The sequence below is a fragment of the Kluyvera sichuanensis genome (assembly GCF_040930405.1).
Classification (GTDB): domain Bacteria; phylum Pseudomonadota; class Gammaproteobacteria; order Enterobacterales; family Enterobacteriaceae; genus Kluyvera; species Kluyvera sichuanensis.
In genome coordinates this window covers 3,021,937-3,039,823 of the sequence record NZ_CP162271.1, presented here as the reverse complement: position 1 = coordinate 3,039,823, position 17,887 = coordinate 3,021,937, and the positions used below count along the sequence as shown (strand labels likewise).

General features: G+C 52.2%; 15 protein-coding genes and 1 tRNA gene. 5 read left to right on the top strand and 11 right to left on the bottom strand.

Annotated features, from left to right (window positions below):
* Window positions 1–101: 101 nt before the first annotated feature.
* The 5 genes from AB2B48_RS14625 to AB2B48_RS14605 all read right to left on the bottom strand — a co-directional run bounded on the left by AB2B48_RS14625 (window position 102) and on the right by AB2B48_RS14605 (window position 6,115).
* On the bottom strand, window positions 102–743 hold the full coding sequence (locus AB2B48_RS14625) for an OmpA/MotB family protein (protein WP_368299499.1): 642 nt from the start codon (window positions 741–743) through the stop codon (window positions 102–104).
* 11 nt (window positions 744–754) lie between these two features.
* A complete protein-coding gene (locus AB2B48_RS14620) occupies window positions 755–2,704 on the bottom strand; it encodes a hypothetical protein (RefSeq protein ID WP_368299498.1) in 1,950 nt (649 codons plus the stop codon).
* Window positions 2,701–3,972: a hypothetical protein gene (locus AB2B48_RS14615; protein WP_368299497.1), complete on the bottom strand. Its 1,272-nt coding sequence runs from the start codon at window positions 3,970–3,972 to the stop codon at window positions 2,701–2,703. Before AB2B48_RS14615 ends, AB2B48_RS14620 begins: the two co-directional genes overlap by 4 nt.
* An 18-nt stretch (window positions 3,973–3,990) precedes the next feature.
* Window positions 3,991–4,938, bottom strand: a complete 948-nt coding sequence (locus tag AB2B48_RS14610; protein ID WP_368299496.1) for an ATP-binding protein — start codon at window positions 4,936–4,938, stop codon at window positions 3,991–3,993.
* Window positions 4,939–6,039: 1,101 nt separating this feature from the next.
* Window positions 6,040–6,115, bottom strand: a tRNA-Ile gene (locus AB2B48_RS14605).
* Window positions 6,116–6,241: 126 nt separating this feature from the next.
* On the opposite strand from AB2B48_RS14605, the gene mug reads away from it, so the two are divergent.
* Window positions 6,242–6,748, top strand: coding sequence for a G/U mismatch-specific DNA glycosylase (gene mug, locus AB2B48_RS14600; protein WP_368299495.1), 507 nt, complete (start codon window positions 6,242–6,244; stop codon window positions 6,746–6,748).
* A 120-nt stretch (window positions 6,749–6,868) separates the two neighbouring features.
* Here mug and rpoD read toward each other — a convergent pair whose 3' ends face one another.
* From rpoD to rpsU, 3 genes are all read right to left on the bottom strand, one after another.
* Window positions 6,869–8,713 (bottom strand): RNA polymerase sigma factor RpoD, encoded by a 1,845-nt coding sequence (rpoD, locus tag AB2B48_RS14595; RefSeq protein WP_185668407.1) that lies wholly within the window; start codon window positions 8,711–8,713, stop codon window positions 6,869–6,871.
* Window positions 8,714–8,866: 153 nt separating this feature from the next.
* Entirely contained in the window at window positions 8,867–10,609 is a 1,743-nt protein-coding gene (gene dnaG, locus AB2B48_RS14590) for a DNA primase (RefSeq protein WP_368299494.1), read from the bottom strand.
* A gap of 238 nt (window positions 10,610–10,847) precedes the next feature.
* Window positions 10,848–11,063: a 30S ribosomal protein S21 gene (gene rpsU / locus AB2B48_RS14585; RefSeq protein ID WP_001144069.1), complete on the bottom strand. Its 216-nt coding sequence runs from the start codon at window positions 11,061–11,063 to the stop codon at window positions 10,848–10,850.
* Window positions 11,064–11,299: 236 nt separating this feature from the next.
* Between rpsU and tsaD the strand changes: the two genes are divergently transcribed.
* Window positions 11,300–12,313: a tRNA (adenosine(37)-N6)-threonylcarbamoyltransferase complex transferase subunit TsaD gene (tsaD, locus tag AB2B48_RS14580; RefSeq protein ID WP_333011224.1), complete on the top strand. Its 1,014-nt coding sequence runs from the start codon at window positions 11,300–11,302 to the stop codon at window positions 12,311–12,313.
* A gap of 94 nt (window positions 12,314–12,407) precedes the next feature.
* Here the strand turns inward: tsaD and plsY are convergent, their stop codons facing one another.
* On the bottom strand, window positions 12,408–13,028 hold the full coding sequence (plsY, locus tag AB2B48_RS14575) for a glycerol-3-phosphate 1-O-acyltransferase PlsY (RefSeq protein WP_368299492.1): 621 nt from the start codon (window positions 13,026–13,028) through the stop codon (window positions 12,408–12,410).
* A 108-nt stretch (window positions 13,029–13,136) separates the two neighbouring features.
* On the opposite strand from plsY, the gene folB reads away from it, so the two are divergent.
* Both folB and bacA read left to right on the top strand, forming a co-directional pair.
* Window positions 13,137–13,496, top strand: a complete 360-nt coding sequence (gene folB, locus AB2B48_RS14570) for a bifunctional dihydroneopterin aldolase/7,8-dihydroneopterin epimerase (protein ID WP_368299490.1) — start codon at window positions 13,137–13,139, stop codon at window positions 13,494–13,496.
* A gap of 92 nt (window positions 13,497–13,588) precedes the next feature.
* Window positions 13,589–14,410: an undecaprenyl-diphosphate phosphatase gene (bacA, locus tag AB2B48_RS14565; protein WP_035893692.1), complete on the top strand. Its 822-nt coding sequence runs from the start codon at window positions 13,589–13,591 to the stop codon at window positions 14,408–14,410.
* A 10-nt stretch (window positions 14,411–14,420) separates the two neighbouring features.
* Here bacA and AB2B48_RS14560 read toward each other — a convergent pair whose 3' ends face one another.
* Window positions 14,421–15,662 (bottom strand): multifunctional CCA addition/repair protein, encoded by a 1,242-nt coding sequence (locus AB2B48_RS14560; protein ID WP_368299488.1) that lies wholly within the window; start codon window positions 15,660–15,662, stop codon window positions 14,421–14,423.
* A gap of 68 nt (window positions 15,663–15,730) precedes the next feature.
* Complete coding sequence (locus tag AB2B48_RS14555; RefSeq protein WP_368299487.1) at window positions 15,731–16,351, bottom strand: TIGR04211 family SH3 domain-containing protein; 621 nt, start codon at window positions 16,349–16,351, stop codon at window positions 15,731–15,733.
* Window positions 16,352–16,585: 234 nt separating this feature from the next.
* Here AB2B48_RS14555 and AB2B48_RS14550 point away from each other — a divergent pair, with 234 nt between their 5' ends.
* Entirely contained in the window at window positions 16,586–17,887 is a 1,302-nt protein-coding gene (locus AB2B48_RS14550) for an inorganic triphosphatase (RefSeq protein WP_368299485.1), read from the top strand.

Below are 17,887 nucleotides of genomic sequence, written 5' to 3'. Positions count from 1 at the left end.
AAATGACAGGTGATGAAGGGGCCGCGCATTTAATGGATACGGCAATACGCGGACTCCCCCTTTTTGAGCAAGTACCTCGATGAATATCACGCCAGATAATACTATTTTTCTGGTAACACGAACCGAACCTCAATGCGCCGCTGACGCGCATCTTCTGGCGCCACGCCAGGAATCGGCTGCGAGTCGCCATATCCGGCAACGATTACCCGACGTGCAAAAGCCGGAGCAAGATCGCCAACGATAAATTTACGCGCCTCTCTAGCCCGCGCTGCCGATAAGGTAAAATTATCGTCATAGACGGTGCAGAAAACGTCAAAGTTTGTCACCGGACGGGTAACGGGAAGATTATCCGTATAGCCTTCGATATAAACTTGTCCGCTTCTGAATTCGCTAAGAAATCTGACAACCTGCGTTTCAATCGTCGCTAACGCCTGGCTTGCCTGAGAGGCAATGCAGGCGCTGCCGCGATTGAAAACGCCATCACGCAACGTGATTTTTTGCGAGTTGACATCCAGCGCAACTAAACCTTCATTCGCCGTTCCATCAAGCGTGGTTTTAATACTTCCCAACATTTCCCCGACCCGGGCTCGCTGGGTATTGATTCCCTGTTCCATTTCCTGCTTATGCTTAATATCTGACCATGTTTTCTGAAGCACCGACATCACCAGCAGCAGCATAACGACAGCCATTACTCCTGACATCAGGTCGGAGATCGAGACCCACTCATTAGGTTTATCTTTCATGAGTGAGCCCCTCAGACTGCATCATTAACAATGTTCATTGTCGATAACGTTTGGTCAATGTGTTGCAATGTAATAGCAAGCGGCGTCAGGCTTTTTTCAATTTGCTGAACCAGGAGATTCCGTTCTGGTGACAGCATTTTACGAATCCCCTCCAGCTCTTCCAGAGAACGGAACAATCTGTCATCGAGCGAAGAAAGTGCGGCAGAAGCATCAGTATTACTCAGCATTTCATCACGCAATGATTCAATGCTGTGAACCAGTTTACCGACACCAGCAGTAACCCTGTCCATTGCTGGCTGAAGAGGGCTCTCTTTTTGCATGAGCTGAAGTTGATTCACCAGCGTTTCAATCGCATTTGCATTTCTTTCGCCTGATGTCGTCATCTCCGCATAACGGTTGTTCAGGCTCGCGACTTGCCGATTGCTGCTGGAAACCGCTGCTAACCCGTTAACTATTTGCTCGCGCAAATCATCAACCAGTTTTGTCATAGCGATCACTTTTTCATTTAACGTTTCACTGGTGATCATAAATTCACGCTGTGCATCACGCTGCGTTTTCATCGACTGATCGATGGAAATACGAACGTCACTCATTGTGGTGCCAACGTTATGAGAAAGGTCGGTCACTGCACTGGAAATGCCAGCTGTTGCATTCGCCATACTGGTGGATATCGATTCCATATTCCGGCTAAAACTTTCACCCATTTGGGAGATGGTGGAACCAAGATCGGTTTTAACCGTGCCTAACATATCGGTAATGCCCATCCGGAAATCGCCGATAACCTGTTGTAGATCGCCTGCGGAATGACCCATTTCTTGCGCAGCAGATGACATTTTTTCGGCTGAATGTTGAATGGCGGACAGGTTACTACTGTTGGTATTAATGAAGTGCTGCAACGATTCTCGGGTTGTCGTTAACTCTGTTATCTGTTGCTGCCCTTGCGCAGACCGATCTTTGGTACCCTTAACAATATCGTTTTGAATGACGTGCAAGAGGTCTTGCAGTTTTATCAGTTGCTCACTCTGTTTAATACGCTGGTGTTCAGCGTTATCACCCTGATCGGCGATCCTCGTATAGATCGCGGCGACTTCAGCATGGTGTGAATAGTTAGTCTGCCGGGAGTTTTCGCTTTCCTCGCGAATAATGTTGCATACCTGCCGCAATTCATCGATATGTTGCTGCTGAGTTCGACGGGATATATCTGTCAATTGTTCCAGATAGGTTTCCTGTATTTTTCGCTGTTGTACTGCAGCATGGCTTTGATCCATCAGGGGTTGTAAAAACGACGCCATACCTGAAGAGAGGGTGTTCAGCGACTGTCGTGTGGCTTCGCTTTCCACCTGCATTCTGTCGTTCAAACCCTGTAAAGCTGTCAGATACTTCAACTGGGTCTCATGATGTTCAGCACGCTTTTGTTCTCGTGACTGGTCGAACACTTGTTTCATCTGCTGTGCGCACCAGCGCAAACGCTTCTCGTCGTATCCTAACCCGGCCGTACAGGCTTTAAGGAACAGATACGCTATAATCCCCCATGTCGACGTTTTAAATTTCGTCCCCAGCCCTTCCATCATCCCCATCAGATTCGACATGGCGTTATCCATGCCTGCGGCGTTAGCATCAATCAAAATATCCGATGCTTTATTAAGGGCAATTCCCAGACCGAGAAAGGTGCCTAGCAACCCTAAAATTAACAAAATGCCCGGCATAATGTCGGCCATTTTTTCTGCGGGACTGGCAACAGCTGCGCTGATTTCGTTGACTGAACCATGCTCAACGTCGAGATGGCTGGCCCCATTATTCAGCGCATCACCTTGCCATTTTTTGCCCCAATAGCGCTGATTTGCCTGCCAGGGCAATAAACCAAGCGTCAGTAAAACCAAAAAAAGCATTGTGCCGCCAAACAGTAACTGAATGACGTCGGATTCCGGCAAAATAAAGGCAAAAAATTCATGAAGCGTCATGCTGCCACCTCGACAAGCTTGCTTGCGCGCGCGCGGCTGGCTTTTTCAAAGATATTGGCAAAATCGATAATTAAACTTTGTTGCTCGGTATTCAGTTCTTCCCAACGCTTACCAAACTGAGCGCATTCAATAATAATCATTCCAACCGTACTGCTGTCTTCCATCAAATATTCCTGGCCCGCAAATTCTCCAGGCTCTTTTTCGAGCATTTGCAGAAATCCTTCAGCGGCAAAAACATAGTTACGCATTTCATTGGTTCGTTTGCGTTTTGCTTCCATTTCAGCCTGTTGCACTGGTAAACGAGCTTCTAGCTCGTTGAGCATTGAGACTTCATCTCCATGAAGATCGCCAAGGCGCTGACCAATCTGTAGACGTCGCAGAAGTACCTGTTCTTTGGAGAGTCCGTCATTCAGCGATTTCCATTCATTTTCCATATCCTGCAGGTTATATCCCCAGGCCATTATCATCTCTTCGAACACGAAGGGGATGAGCTTCTTGCCAAAACGCGCCATCACGACACGATCCAGACGTTGCGTTACGTCATCACTCAACTGAGGGTTGGGTTTTAGCAATTCGTTCCCGATTTCAATAAGAAACAGGTCGTCATCGGCGATCGCATCAATGTCCTGCGCACGCGTAAGATGTTGCTCAGTATCTTTTAACAACTTCTGCGACGCGCGTAACCGCAGATAGTGTTCGAAATCGTTGATCTGAATATTATCCAGAACGTCCTTAATACGCGTTGAGAGTTGGGCATATAAGGTAATCAGGCTCGCCAGATCAACGGCACTTGCTGCTTCCCCGCGCATCTGATTACGCGCTTCGCGTAGGGCTTGTTCATGCTCTTTGGCTTTATCCATTTCTTCTGGCGTAAGAAACAAGTCTTTAAGTTGTTTGGCTTTATTAATCGCCCACGCAATGGCCTCACCAACACGCTTCGCCAGGTCACTTTTATCCCACTCGACCAGCAGTCCCAACGCTTTATCCAGCGCTTTCAACGCGCCACCCACCCACGGGAATTGTGGCAACACCTTTTCAGCTAACTTTGCGGCGTTTTGCACGATAGGGCGAATGACATTACTGATAAACGGCTTCACCTTTTCCCAGACGCTCTTGACGCTTCCCACAAAGGTCTCCGCTTTCTCTGCCATCCAGGAAACGGTTTTAGCTGCAGTTTCTTTAATACCATCCCATACCCGGCTAGCCGTGCTTGTCACTGCACTTGCTACGCTGCTGCAAAAACTGCCGACACTTGACCAGAAACCCATAATTTTCTCCTGTTGTTTTTATTGGATGCCTAATAGTTTTTTTGCTGTGTTGACTTCACTGTCTGTGCGTCCAGAATGAGTGGCTATCGCCTGGTGGGAGGCCAAAACTTGTTCTATCGCACTCCGTAAATGAGCGATGTTAAGTTGTGCGGCCTCTCCGGTACGTTCTGCTTCCAGCAGCACTTTAGGTAATGCCAGACGCATACAGGTGCGGATCTCTCGTCCTGCCAGCCCTTCGGATAGTTCGCTTGCGGCGGTGAGAAGACTTTCTCTTTCTTCGGCGAGGGGAATTTCAGCAACCAGGAATTTGTCCCAGAGATGGTAGCGGGCTGTAAGGTCGGGTAGCGTAAATTCAACGTGATAGCCAATACGGCTGCGGAACGCCTCATCATAGTTGCGTGCGAAATTAGTCGCGAAAACCACAGTGCCGTCAAAACGCTCCAACTCGATCAGTAACGTAGAGCGCATTGCATTAACTTCGTTATCAACGCCTTGTGTGACAGAAGAGAGTCGTTTCCCCAGTAACGTGTCAGCTTCATCGAAAAAGAGCAGCGCTCCGGTTTCCTTAGCCTGCGCGAAAGCAGCCTGGATATTTTTAGCCGTTTCTCCCATAAACTTGCTTTCCAGTTCTGCAATACCAAGCGCAATAAAGGGCATCCGTAACTGTCCAGCCAGCGCCTCTGCGCAAAGCGTTTTCCCGGTGCCGGGGGGGCCGTAAAAATTCAGTATCGCGGTCGATCCCATCGGGTCAACGACAGAAAAATTCCACTCCTGGTAAATCGTGTGATGAAAACGCAGACGAGCCATGCATTCATCAAGAGATGAGCGAGTGCTCTGGGATAAAATGACATCTTTATCGAGAGTAAATCTTGGGTCTCTCAGTCTATTTTTCTTACCATCCTCGTCGCCATCTGGCTGAGATAACGACGGTCTTATCGGTGCCGTACCGTTACTGTGTGTTGACATAAAATTGTCATCCATATGGAGATATAAAATATCCCTTTAAGCCTGGGATACTCTATTTCTGAAAATTTATCGTATTGACAGTCATGAGAATATTCCTACACGTGTTATCGGCCAGTGGTTCGGTCACTTGAGTATAAATTTAAGAAAATGTAAAACGGCAGTCGTAGGCCAGCACGGCCTGCTCAGTTGCGCCAGGAGACTGGTTTGGGGCTCATAAGTGCGTGGTAGCAGGGCATCATCAAGGGCTGGGAGTAGGGAGTCCTCAGCTAGTAGTCTGACGAATACAATCCCCCAGGACATTTGCAAAAAAACATCCGGCCGCGTTGGCGCTATACGACTGCGCTTCAGCACGCGGCGAAAATTATCGCAACGGGAATATCACCGATGTGTCATTTCCCATGATGGCAAAATTAAACGGGAAGAGAAGATGAAAACGTCACAGGGCGCTGTGCTAGCAAATGACAATAAAATTCAGGCGTGCGAGATAAAAACGGCGGTAATCAATTGTGCAATATTCCGGAGAAAGTGGGCAAATTCCAGTGCATCTAATTCGCTACGCGTAACACTTTAACGATTAATGTATATACCCAATAAACATCAAGATGCAGGTGTGAGAACCTGAAAGTGAACGTTAATTCGTATTTTAATTATAATTTATTAATTATCTCTAAAAGGGCTTTTTTGTTAATTTCATCATATCCGTTAATCCAGGTTATCTTCGCCGTTATCTTGCAAAACATTGACCTCTTTATTAAACCGGATTGCTGCCACATTCTACAGATAAACATTCCCTGCGAACAGCGGCATGAGCACTGCCACTGGAACTGTCCATTTCATAGAAAATGTGTCCTTACGCCGTGGTAAATATGGTTTTCATTTCGGTGGGTGGTTGCCACAACTGATGGCCCACTATTGTTACGAACTTCAATGGTGCTTAGTGGGGATATGGCCATGCTTATTTTAATTTTCTGCATTGCTTCATCCGTCGTGCGAATGCATCTGGTATCCATAAATCACGGAGCATCCCTATGCAAAGTATCCCCGAGGTATCCCCGTAAAAAGCAAAAGGGCCGGAGATTTCTCTCCGGCCCTTGCGGTATCTGGTGGCCCCTGTTGGGTTTGAACCAACGACCAAGCGATTATGAGTCGCCTGCTCTAACCACTGAGCTAAGGGGCCAGGTAGCGGACGATTATAAAGTAACAACGGGCGCCAATCCAGCGTTAAGCGCGCACATGCTGTTTTTATAAACAATGCATTTTCAATTCGTTATACTGTTCTCACGATGTATTGGTCGAGAAAATTATGGTTAAGGATATTATTGATTCGGGGCTGCGGGTACTGTTCTGCGGCATTAACCCGGGGCTGTCATCTTCTTCTCTGGGCTATCCCTTTGCCCATCCGGCGAACCGCTTCTGGAAAGTGCTGCATCTTGCGGGATTTACTGAACACCAGTTGAAGCCGGAAGAGGCTGAGCAGATGCTGGCATTCCGCTGTGGCGTGACCAAGCTGGTTGAACGCCCGACGGTGCAAGCGAGCGAAGTTACCCTGCAGGAGTTGCGCAGCGGCGGGCAGGAGTTGATTGAGAAGGTTGAGCATTACAAACCTGCCGCATTAGCCGTTTTAGGCAAGCAGGCCTTTGAACGCGGCTTAGGGCAGCGCGGGGCGACGTGGGGCAAGCAAACGTACATGATTGGTGATACCGAGGTGTGGGTATTGCCGAACCCGAGCGGGCTGAGCCGAATTACGCTGGATAAGCTGGTAGCGGCGTATCAGGAACTGGACGTGGCGTTGAAGGCGCGCGGGTTATAGGCGTTGAGACGATCCCGGCGGCGCTGCGCTTGGCCGGGCTACAGGCCGGAGTAGCGCTCCGGATTAGCAGGCAAAAAAAAGCTCCCATCAGGGAGCTTTTTACGTTTTTTACTGGGGCGATTAATCGTCCAGGAAGCTACGCAGCACTTCAGAGCGGCTTGGGTGACGCAGTTTACGCAGCGCCTTCGCTTCGATCTGACGGATACGTTCACGGGTAACGTCGAACTGTTTACCCACTTCTTCCAGCGTGTGGTCGGTGTTCATATCGATACCGAAACGCATACGCAGGACTTTTGCTTCACGGGCGGTCAGGCCAGCCAGAACGTCGTGGGTGGCAGCGCGCAGGCTCTCGGTGGTCGCAGAGTCCAGCGGCAGCTCGAGGGTGGTATCCTCGATGAAGTCACCCAGATGCGAATCTTCATCGTCGCCGATTGGCGTTTCCATGGAGATTGGCTCTTTGGCGATTTTCAGCACCTTACGAATTTTATCTTCTGGCATCAGCATGCGCTCGGCCAGCTCTTCTGGCGTCGGTTCACGACCCATCTCTTGCAGCATCTGGCGGGAGATACGGTTGAGCTTGTTGATGGTCTCAATCATATGCACCGGAATACGGATGGTGCGCGCCTGGTCTGCGATAGAACGGGTGATCGCCTGACGGATCCACCAGGTTGCGTAGGTGGAGAACTTGTAGCCGCGACGGTATTCAAACTTATCTACCGCTTTCATCAGGCCGATGTTGCCTTCCTGAATCAGGTCAAGGAACTGCAGACCACGGTTGGTGTATTTCTTAGCGATAGAAATAACCAGACGTAAGTTTGCTTCAACCATCTCTTTCTTCGCACGGCGGGCTTTCGCTTCACCGATGGACATACGACGGTTGATATCTTTAACCTGCTCAATGGTCAGGCCGGTTTCTTCTTCAATCTGCTGCAGTTTCTGCAGGCTACGCATAACGTCTTCTTTCACGTCGTGCAGCTTTTCAGACCACGGCTTGTTCATCGCGATAGCCGCGTTGAACCAGGTTTCGCTGGTTTCGTTGCCGGTGAAGAGGGTGATGAAGTTCTTCTTCGGCATTTTGCACTGTTCAACGCACATCTTCATGATGATACGTTCCTGGGTGCGCACGCGGTCCATCATGGTACGCATGCTGTTTACCAGGTAGTCGAACTGCTTCGGTACCAGACGGAACTGCTTGAACACTTCAGACAGCTTCAGGATCTCTTCCTGAGCGCTGGCGTGGCTACGGCCTTTTGCTTTGATCGTGTCGCGAGTGATCTCGTACTGAGTACGCAGCTCGCCAAATTTCTCACGTGCCAGCTCAGGGTCGATGCTGTTGTCATCGTCGCTGCTGTCGTCGCTATCTTCGTCTTCGTCTTCATCGTCGTCGTCCATCTCTTCCTGAGACAGTTCGGAACCGACGTGAGTGGCGGTAGGCGCCATATCTTCTTCAGCGTTCGGGTCAACGAAACCGGTGATCAGGTCAGACAGACGTGCTTCTTCAGCTTCAACGCGATCGTACTGTTCCAGCAGATAGGTAATGGCTTCTGGGTATTCGGCAACGGAACACTGAACCTGGTTGATCCCGTCTTCGATGCGTTTAGCGATGTCGATTTCGCCTTCACGGGTCAGCAGTTCTACCGTACCCATTTCGCGCATGTACATGCGCACCGGGTCGGTGGTACGTCCGATTTCAGATTCCACGCTGGACAGAACCTGTGCAGCCGCTTCTTCTGCGTCTTCATCAGTGTTGTTGGAGGTTTCAGCCAGCAACAGATCATCGGCATCCGGCGCTTCTTCCATCACCTGAATGCCCATGTCGTTGATCATTTGGATGATGTCTTCGATCTGATCTGAATCGACGATATCTTCCGGCAGATGGTCATTGACCTCGGCATAGGTCAGATAGCCTTGCTCCTTACCACGTTGGACAAGAAGCTTGAGCTGTGACTGCGGGTTTTGCTCCATAAGACGGTATCCACACTTAATTCATTTGATTGGTGTCGGTCGGCGAACGAACCGCCAACATTTAAAGCGAGGGCGTACTTATATTAGTGCCGCTGCGCCTCGAGCGGCTGTCGGGGGCTTCCCGATCGGTATTCGGCACTTAAGCCGTTGAATTCATTTTTTTTCCAGGGCCTGTCTGATTTCCCAGAACTCCCTGCGTTCTTCACTGCTTAAACCGTGCGTGCGATCGCGAGCTATCAACTCTTCCTGTCGCTGTTCAAGCATTGAATCAAAAATTCGGTTGAGCGTGTCGGTGAACATTTTTTCAACGTTCTCATCCTTTATATCGTTCCAGGCTGAGAGTTTTTCAAGTGTTGAGTATTCACTTGTGCCACGATAATTCTCTAACAGTTGGCCCGTTGTCAGGCCCGGCTGCGCAACGCATAGACTTACGAGCTCGGTGAACAGGTTGAGCCCTGGTAGCTTCGTCTGACTCACCCCATGCATTGGGGGGACAAGTGGTGCCAGATTTGGGTTTTGCACCAGCAGTCCTATCAGTATACGCATAGGCGTCTGTTTTATCTGCTGGGTCGGGCGTACAACACCACTTTCTGCCTGTTTTGGCATTAAACGATCAAGCTGTGCGTCATCAAAAATGCCGAGCTTCAGGCCCAGCGTCTGACGCAACTGAATACGGTGCGCATCGCCAGGTACCTGGCTGATTAACGGTAGCGCCAGCGCTGCGAGCTGGGTGCTGCCGTCTGGCGTACTCAGGTCAACCTGCGGTAAGAGGCTGTTGAACAAGAACACGGAGAGCGGTTGTGCATGCTCCATCCGGGCTTCAAAAGCCTCTTTGCCTTCTTTACGTACCAGCGTATCCGGGTCTTCACCGTCGGGCAGGAACATAAAGCGTAGCTGACGACCGTCGGTCATGTAAGGCATGGCCGTTTCCAGCGCTCGCCATGCGGCATCGCGTCCGGCGCGGTCGCCGTCGTAACAGCAAATCACGTTATTCGTCGCACGGAACAGCATATGCATGTGGTCGGCCGTGGTCGATGTACCCAGCGAAGCGACGGCATAGTTAATACCGTATTGCGCCAGGGCGACGACATCCATATAACCTTCGACAACCAGCAGGCGCTGGGGTTCCGCGCTATGCTGCTGGGCTTCATAAAGGCCATAAAGCTGACGACCCTTATGGAAAATATCGGTTTCCGGGGAGTTGAGGTATTTCGGCGTATCGTTACCTAATACGCGGCCACCAAATCCAATCACCCGGCCTCGTTTGTCGCGAATCGGGAACATCACGCGATTGCGGAAACGGTCGTACGTTCTTCCCTGGTCGTTGTTGACCAGCATTCCGGCATCGAGCAGCAGCTTTCTGTTGTCGACATTACCGCCGAAACGTTTTAAGGCGTTATCCCAGCCTGGGGGTGCAAAACCAATAGCAAAACGCTGGACAATCTCGGCGCTAAGGCCACGTTGCTCCAGGTACTGGCGTGCAGGCTCGGCGATGGGTTGCGTGAAGGATTGCTGATAAAAATCATTTAATCCTTCCATGAGTTGATAGAGATTCTGTCGTTGATGACGTTCTATCTGGCTCAGGCCTGTTCCGGCTTCATACGGCACTTCAAGATTGTGCATGGCCGCCAGTTCTTCAACGGTTTCAACAAACTCGAGCTTGTCGTAGTTCATCAAAAAGTCGATGGCGTTACCGTGCGCGCCGCAGCCGAAGCAGTGGTAAAACTGCTTATCACCGTTCACGGTGAAAGAGGGGGTTTTCTCGTTATGGAACGGACAGCACGCATGGTAATTCTTGCCCTGCTTTTTCAGCTTCACTCGGGCATCAATCAGATCGATGATGTCGGTGCGTGCCAGCAGGTCATTGATGAATACGCGTGGGATTCGTCCAGCCATAAGCCCCGTTTATTTACACTTCATCCTTCAAACTGTCTCTGCGTTGGCTGCGTTCGTTCACCCCTATCACTTACTGATGTAAGCTCCGGGGATTCACTCGCTTGCCGCCTTGATACAGCATGAATGATTTTGTGTAAATGCTGATTTATAAACGAAAACAAGCCGCGCATTCCTTTCGGAAGCACGGCCTTGCAACTACAACTCGGTCTGACAATTGAGAGCCGATGCTCTCAAGAGATTAGTACAGACGAGTACGGCGTGCGTTTTCGCGAGCCAGTTTCTTCGCGTGACGTTTCACTGCAGAAGCTTTAGCGCGCTTACGTTCGGTAGTCGGTTTTTCATAGAACTCACGACGACGAACTTCCGCCAGAACACCTGCTTTTTCGCAGGAACGCTTGAAGCGACGCAGAGCTACGTCGAACGGCTCGTTTTCACGTACTTTAATTACCGGCATGTGCCTCTCACCTTTGATTAATTCGGTTTGCTGCTGGCATCAGCGCCAGCTTATTTCAAAATGGTGCGGAATTTTACTGCAACTACTGCTGCTTTGTAAAGCACCGGAGCCTTTTTTGAAATGAACTTTTTAAGGGTGAGGAGTATACACGAGCCTGCTTCCTGGGGCGAACAATGTTTTACAAGCCGGGATAGAAAACCTAAACTGCGCGGTATTGAAACGAGGTAAATATAGCCATGCGTGTACTGGGTATTGAAACATCCTGCGATGAAACCGGCATCGCAATTTATGATGATGAAAAAGGTCTGTTAGCCAACCAACTGTATAGTCAGGTGAAATTACATGCTGACTACGGCGGCGTGGTGCCTGAACTGGCCTCGCGCGATCACGTGCGTAAAACGGTGCCCCTGATTCAGGAAGCCTTAAAAGAGGCCAATCTGACGGCGAAAGATATCGACGCCGTTGCCTATACCGCAGGGCCGGGTCTGGTCGGTGCGCTGCTGGTTGGCGCAACCGTGGGGCGCTCGCTGGCGTTTGCCTGGAACGTGCCGGCCATTCCGGTACACCATATGGAAGGTCACCTTCTGGCGCCAATGCTGGAAGATAATCCGCCTGAATACCCGTTTGTGGCGCTGCTGGTCTCCGGCGGCCACACGCAGCTGATTAGCGTCACCGGCATTGGTGAGTACACCCTGCTCGGCGAGTCGATTGACGACGCAGCCGGTGAAGCCTTTGATAAGACCGCGAAGCTGCTCGGCCTGGATTACCCAGGTGGCCCAATGCTGTCGAAGCTGGCCTCGCAGGGCACGGAAGGGCGCTTCGTCTTCCCACGTCCAATGACCGACCGCCCAGGGCTGGACTTCAGCTTCTCCGGCCTGAAAACCTTTGCCGCCAATACTATCCGCAATAACGACGCTGACGATCAAACCCGTGCCGATATCGCCCGTGCATTTGAAGATGCGGTGGTGGATACGCTGATGATCAAGTGCAAACGCGCGCTGGATCAAACCGGTTTCAAACGTCTGGTGATGGCAGGTGGCGTGAGTGCCAACCGTACGCTGCGTGCGAAGCTGGCGGAGATGATGCAAAAACGTCGTGGTGAAGTGTTCTACGCGCGCCCGGAATTTTGTACCGACAACGGCGCGATGATTGCCTATGCGGGGATGGTGCGCCTGAAAACCGGCGTGAATGAGTCGCTGGGTGTGACCGTTCGCCCGCGCTGGCCGCTGGCTGAACTGCCTGCCGCGTAAGATATGACAGAGGGTAGCCCGGGCGAGGCGTTTTCGCCGACCCCGGGGCTGTCCCGGCGCCGCTTCGCTCGGCCGGGCTACGTCAATTCCTTTGTTACTCTTCTTCTTTCTTCTGCTTACGCTTTTTCAAACGCGCCCAGATTTTTGTCTCCTGACGTCGCCATAGGCGCTGAATATTGTCATGATGACGCAACAGAATCAGACATGAGAGCATCGATACCGGGAAAGTGTACTGGGGTTTAAACCACCAGACGTAGAACGGTGCGACCAGTGCGCTGACGATGGCGCCGAGAGACGAATAGCCGCTGAGCAAAATGGTCAGTAGCCAGGTTCCGGCCATGACGCCGGTGAGATCCCAGCCGATAGGCGCAATGGCGCCAAACGCGGTGGCAACGCCTTTACCGCCCTGGAAATGGAAAAATACTGGCCAGATGTGGCCCAGACAGGCGGCGATCGCCACCAGGCCTAACCAGAATGGGGAGAGGCCAAGGGCGTAAGCGCCCCAAACGGGCAGCATCCCTTTCAGGACGTCGAAAATCAGAACGGCTGCGGCTGCGCCTTTTCCGCCGATGCGTAACACATTCGTGGCACCGGGGTTACCGGAACCACTGTCGCGAGGATCGGGTAACCCCGCGATGCGGCAGACCAGAATGGCGCTGGAAATTGAGCCGCAAAGGTAGGCAAGAAGGATCATGCCAGGCTCGATTGCACTCATAACGCTGTTCCATTTTGAAAATGTCGAAGTATTCTCTGCATCTGTGGATAATACGCATAATTCGCCGGGAGTGGTATCCGGTTTAGCCTAAAAACCAAGCAGGTCGTGATGGATATTGTATTTATAGAGCAACTTTCGGTAATCACCACTATCGGTGTTTATGATTGGGAACAAACCATTGAACAGAAGCTAGTGCTCGATATCGAATTAGGCTGGGATAACCGCAAAGCCGCCGCCAGTGACAACGTGGAGGACTGCCTGAGCTATGCTGATATCAGCGAAGCGGTCGTTAATCACGTTGAGGGTAGTCGCTTTGCGCTGGTTGAACGCGTAGCGGAAGAGCTGGCGGAACTGCTGATGTCTCGCTTTAACTCCCCGTGGGTGCGTATCAAAGTCAGTAAGCCGGGGGCGGTTGCCCGCGCGGCCAACGTGGGTGTTATCATTGAGCGTGGCCATAATCCGAAATAAAAGTATCAGTCGTCATATTATTTAAACCAAAATGATTTATACCGGTCTTAGTGCCGGGTTTATTTTATTGTTTACTTTTTAAGGGCTTATTAATGAGCGATATACACTCGCTGCTGGTCGCGGCAATTTTGGGTGTGGTCGAAGGATTGACGGAGTTTCTCCCCGTATCCAGTACCGGTCATATGATTATCGTAGGCCATCTGCTGGGGTTTGAAGGTGAAACAGCGGATACCTTTGAAGTGGTTATCCAGTTGGGCTCGATTCTGGCCGTGGTGGTGATGTTCTGGCGTCGCCTGTTTGGGCTGATTGGCATCAACTTTGGGCGTCCACCGGTTCACGAAGGTGAAGGTTCCGGGCGTTTATCGCTGATTCATATTCTGCTTGGCATGATCCCCGCCGTGGTGCTGGGGCTGGTGCTGCACGATAAAATCAAATCGCTGTTCAACCCGGTTAACGTGATGTACGCCCTGATCGTGGGCGGCCTGCTGTTAATCGCAGCCGAGTTGCTGAAGCCGAAAAAGCCTAGCGCGGTGGGCATTGATGATATGAGCTATCGTCAGGCCTTCGCGATTGGCTGCTTCCAGTGTCTGGCGCTGTGGCCGGGCTTCTCCCGCTCCGGGGCGACGATTTCTGGTGGTATGCTGATGGGCGTGAGCCGCTACGCGGCCTCTGAGTTCTCGTTCCTGCTGGCGGTGCCAATGATGATGGGCGCGACGGTGCTGGATCTCTATAAGAGCTGGCACTTCCTGACCGCTGCCGATATTCCGATGTTCGCGGTGGGCTTCGTGATGGCTTTCCTGGTCGCCCTGGTGGCTATCAAAACCTTCCTGCAGCTGGTGAAACGAATTTCGTTTATTCCGTTCGCTATCTACCGCTTCATCGTGGCCGCCGCTGTCTACGTGGTCTTCTTCTGATGAACTGCCCTCAGTCTTTGGGCTGAGGGCAACGTTTTTCCTTCCAGTCCGCAACCGCCTGAATTCGCCGACGCGTCAGCTCTTCACGAATCTCCGGCCCTTTAAAGCCATCGTCGATAACCTCTTTGTTGCCCACCGCTTTCGCCACCTGCCAGGCTTCACGCAGCAGACGGCCCTGCGGATAGTCGCAGGCTTCAAAGTGGGTGCGACCGCGCACATCTGCTTCGCTGGTCAGCGCAATCTGCTCTACCCGCTGTGGCTTGCGCCAGGCATCGATGGAGTCAAACAGCTTCACCAGGGTTTTGGGCTGCAGGATCGGCAGGGTATGGATGAGGTCATGGAACTCGGCAACCAGCTTCGCCAGGTCGCGCATTTCGTTTGGTACCTTCAGGCGCTGGCAAAGCTGTTCAACCAGCTTCACGCCCGCCGGGCCGTGGCCGTGATGGCGAGGCCAGAACTCCTTTGGCGTTAAGCCTTTACCTAAATCGTGGCACAGCGTTGCAAAGCGCACATCAATCTCTGGGCTCAGCATTGCCGCCATGGTCACCGTCATCAGCGTATGGACGCCGGTATCAATTTCAGGGTGCCACTTTTCCGGCGCCGGGACGCCGTACAGCGCATCAATTTCCGGGAACAGGACTTTCAGCGCGCCGCAGTCGCGCAGCGTCTGGAAGAAAACCTGAGGATTGCGGGTGCCGAGCGCGTTTTCCGTCTCTTTCCACACGCGCTCCGCCGTGAGATGCGCCAGTTCACCGGCGTTGGTCATCTCACGCATCAGCGTCATGGTTTCATCGGCAATACGGAAGCTCAGATGGGCATAGCGCGCGGCAAAGCGCGCCACGCGGAGCACGCGCAGCGGGTCTTCACCGAAAGCAGGGGAGACGTGGCGCAGAATGCGCTGTTGAAGGTCGGCCTGACCGCCGTAAGGGTCAATAATAGTACCGTCGGCATCCTGAGCCAGGGCGTTGACGGTTAAATCACGGCGCAGCAAATCCTGCTCCAGCGTGACGTCCGGGGCGGCATAGCAGGTAAAACCGGTATAGCCCGAGCCTGATTTGCGCTCGGTTCGGGCCAGCGCATACTCTTCGTGGCTTTCAGGGTGCAGGAAAACAGGAAAATCGCGGCCTACCTGCTGGTAGCCCGCGTCGAGCATTTGCTGCGGCGTGGCGCCGACCACCACCCAATCTTTATCTTTGACCGGTAGCCCTAACAACCCGTCCCGAACTGCACCACCGACCAGATAACTCTTCACGCCACGCTTCTCCTCGTCTCTTATCTTTGATGATGATACGAAAGAAGCACAGAGAACGCGAATCGGGGTTAGTTCATCCAGCGATCTTTACGCTTACGGCTTGGGGTGATGTGCGGCAGCACCAGACCGAGGAGCAGGCCAACACCCAGCACGCCGCCGCCGTACATAAACCACTGCATAATGATGGTGCGCTGCTTGTCGTCCAGCTGCAGGTTGGCGGCATTCACTTTTTTCTGCGCGACGATAAGCTCATTTTTCAGCTTCTGGTTTTCATTTTTTAAACCATTAATCACGCTATCGCTCTCAGCGACCTTTTTCTGCATTTCTGCGGTGCGCTGGTTCCAGGTGGTGTCGATATTATTAAGCTTGTCGGTCAGGGTTTTGACCTGATTTTCCAGATCCGGCACGCGAATACGCAGGCTTGGCGTGGCAGTCAGTTCTTTCAGCGGGATCCACGCGGTGCGGCCGTTGCTGTCGCGCACCTGGCCGTACTGGGTAGTGTCATTAGTCTGCAGCAGGGTGACTTCTTCGCCCGCGTTCAGGGAGCCTGCCAGACGGTAGTTATCACCCGGGCCGCTGCGGACCCAGGTGTTCAATTCGTCGGAAACGTAGCGCTTTTCATCAGCGTGAGCAATGGTTGAAGCGGTAAGTGTCAGTAAAGTAATGGCAATTAAGCGTAATTTTGGCATCAGATCATCGTTTTTGTCATAAAAGTGGAACGATAGTAGTGGCAACAGTCTGACGACGCAAAGCATTCTGCGGCAATCAGAATCCTCCAGGAGGAAAAAACGCCATCAGCGATTAGCCCGACAAATTGCGCATTGCATGGCAATTTGTCGCAAAATACTATCTACTGACAAAAAGAATACCTGTAAGTTCGCCGCAAAGGTATTTCCGGGCAACGAAACCACAAGAATTCAATCATGGCTCAAGAAATCGAATTAAAATTTATCGTCGATAACGCTGGCGTCGAGACGCTGCGTAACCACCTTCAGACCCTCAACGCCGAGCACACACCACCGGCTCAGCTGCTGAATATCTATTATGAAACCGCCGATAACTGGCTGCGTCGCCACGATATGGGGCTGCGTATTCGGGGCGATAACGGTCGCTATGAGATGACGATGAAAATCGCCGGGCGCACCGTGGGCGGTCTGCATCAACGTCCTGAATACAATATTGATATCAGCACGCCTGAACTGGCGCTCGACAAACTGCCTGCGGAAGTCTGGCCGAACGGCGAGATGCCGGAAGGGCTGGCGGAGCAGGTTCAGCCGCTGTTCAGCACCGATTTCTTCCGCGAGAAGTGGGTGATAGCGCAGGGGAAAAGCCGCATTGAGGTCGCGCTGGATCTGGGTGACGTCAAGGCCGGTGAGCATCAGGAAGCCATCTGCGAGCTGGAGCTTGAACTGCTGAGCGGTGAAACCGCTGATGTGCTGACGCTGGCGAAACAGCTGGCGGAAACCGGCCTGTTGCGCCAGGGCAGCCTGAGCAAAGCTGCGCGCGGATATCATCTCGCGCAGGGCAATGAAGACCGTGTTATCAAACCGCTGACCATTCTCTCACTGCCGCCGAAAGCGACGGTAGGCCAGGCGCTGGAAGCGGCGCTGGAAAAAGCGCTTGCCCACTGGCAGTACCACGAGGAGCTGTGGCTGCGCGGCAACAAAAAGGCAAAAGTTGAAGTGCTGAATGCCCAGGGTCTGGTTCGCCATATCCTGACGCTGTTCGGCGGTATTGTGCCGCGTAAGGCGAGCGCCGCGCTGCGTGATGGCCTGACCCAGGTTGATGCGCTGATGGCGAGCGATGCGTCCGCACACGATGCGGTGTTCAGCCGTGAAACCGCGCTGACGAAGCTTGCCTATACCGAATGGCTGGTGCTGCGCGGCTGGGAGGCGTTCCTCGATGCCAAAGCAGAGGCCAAACTGGCGGACTCCTTTAAACGCTTCGCCGATATTCATCTGTCTCGTCAGGCCGCTGAACTGCGCACCGTCTTTGCCTACCCGCTGGGCGATGCTTACGCAGATCAACTGCCGCGCCTGAAGCGTGATATTAATACCGTTCAGCTGCTGGCCGGCTATTACGATACCGAGCAGGCCGATCGCTGGCTGGCGAACTGGCAGGGGCTGCGCCACGCTATCGAAACCCGCCAGCACATTGAAATTGAACATTTCCGCAATGAAGCTCTGTCGGTTGAGCCGTTCTGGCTACACAGCGGAAAACGTTAA

Excerpts from the sequence above, each read along its gene's own strand:
- AB2B48_RS14625 (WP_368299499.1), bottom strand. The coding sequence starts at position 743 with ATGAAAGATAAACCTAATGAGTGGGTCTCGATCTCCGACCTGATGTCA.
- AB2B48_RS14620 (WP_368299498.1), bottom strand. The coding sequence starts at position 2,704 with ATGACGCTTCATGAATTTTTTGCCTTTATTTTGCCGGAATCCGACGTC.
- AB2B48_RS14615 (WP_368299497.1), bottom strand. The coding sequence starts at position 3,972 with ATGGGTTTCTGGTCAAGTGTCGGCAGTTTTTGCAGCAGCGTAGCAAGT.
- AB2B48_RS14610 (WP_368299496.1), bottom strand. The coding sequence starts at position 4,938 with ATGTCAACACACAGTAACGGTACGGCACCGATAAGACCGTCGTTATCT.
- mug (WP_368299495.1), top strand. The coding sequence starts at position 6,242 with ATGGTTAAGGATATTATTGATTCGGGGCTGCGGGTACTGTTCTGCGGC.
- rpoD (WP_185668407.1), bottom strand. The coding sequence starts at position 8,713 with ATGGAGCAAAACCCGCAGTCACAGCTCAAGCTTCTTGTCCAACGTGGT.
- dnaG (WP_368299494.1), bottom strand. The coding sequence starts at position 10,609 with ATGGCTGGACGAATCCCACGCGTATTCATCAATGACCTGCTGGCACGC.
- rpsU (WP_001144069.1), bottom strand. The coding sequence starts at position 11,063 with ATGCCGGTAATTAAAGTACGTGAAAACGAGCCGTTCGACGTAGCTCTG.
- tsaD (WP_333011224.1), top strand. The coding sequence starts at position 11,300 with ATGCGTGTACTGGGTATTGAAACATCCTGCGATGAAACCGGCATCGCA.
- plsY (WP_368299492.1), bottom strand. The coding sequence starts at position 13,028 with ATGAGTGCAATCGAGCCTGGCATGATCCTTCTTGCCTACCTTTGCGGC.
- folB (WP_368299490.1), top strand. The coding sequence starts at position 13,137 with ATGGATATTGTATTTATAGAGCAACTTTCGGTAATCACCACTATCGGT.
- bacA (WP_035893692.1), top strand. The coding sequence starts at position 13,589 with ATGAGCGATATACACTCGCTGCTGGTCGCGGCAATTTTGGGTGTGGTC.
- AB2B48_RS14555 (WP_368299487.1), bottom strand. The coding sequence starts at position 16,351 with ATGCCAAAATTACGCTTAATTGCCATTACTTTACTGACACTTACCGCT.
- AB2B48_RS14550 (WP_368299485.1), top strand. The coding sequence starts at position 16,586 with ATGGCTCAAGAAATCGAATTAAAATTTATCGTCGATAACGCTGGCGTC.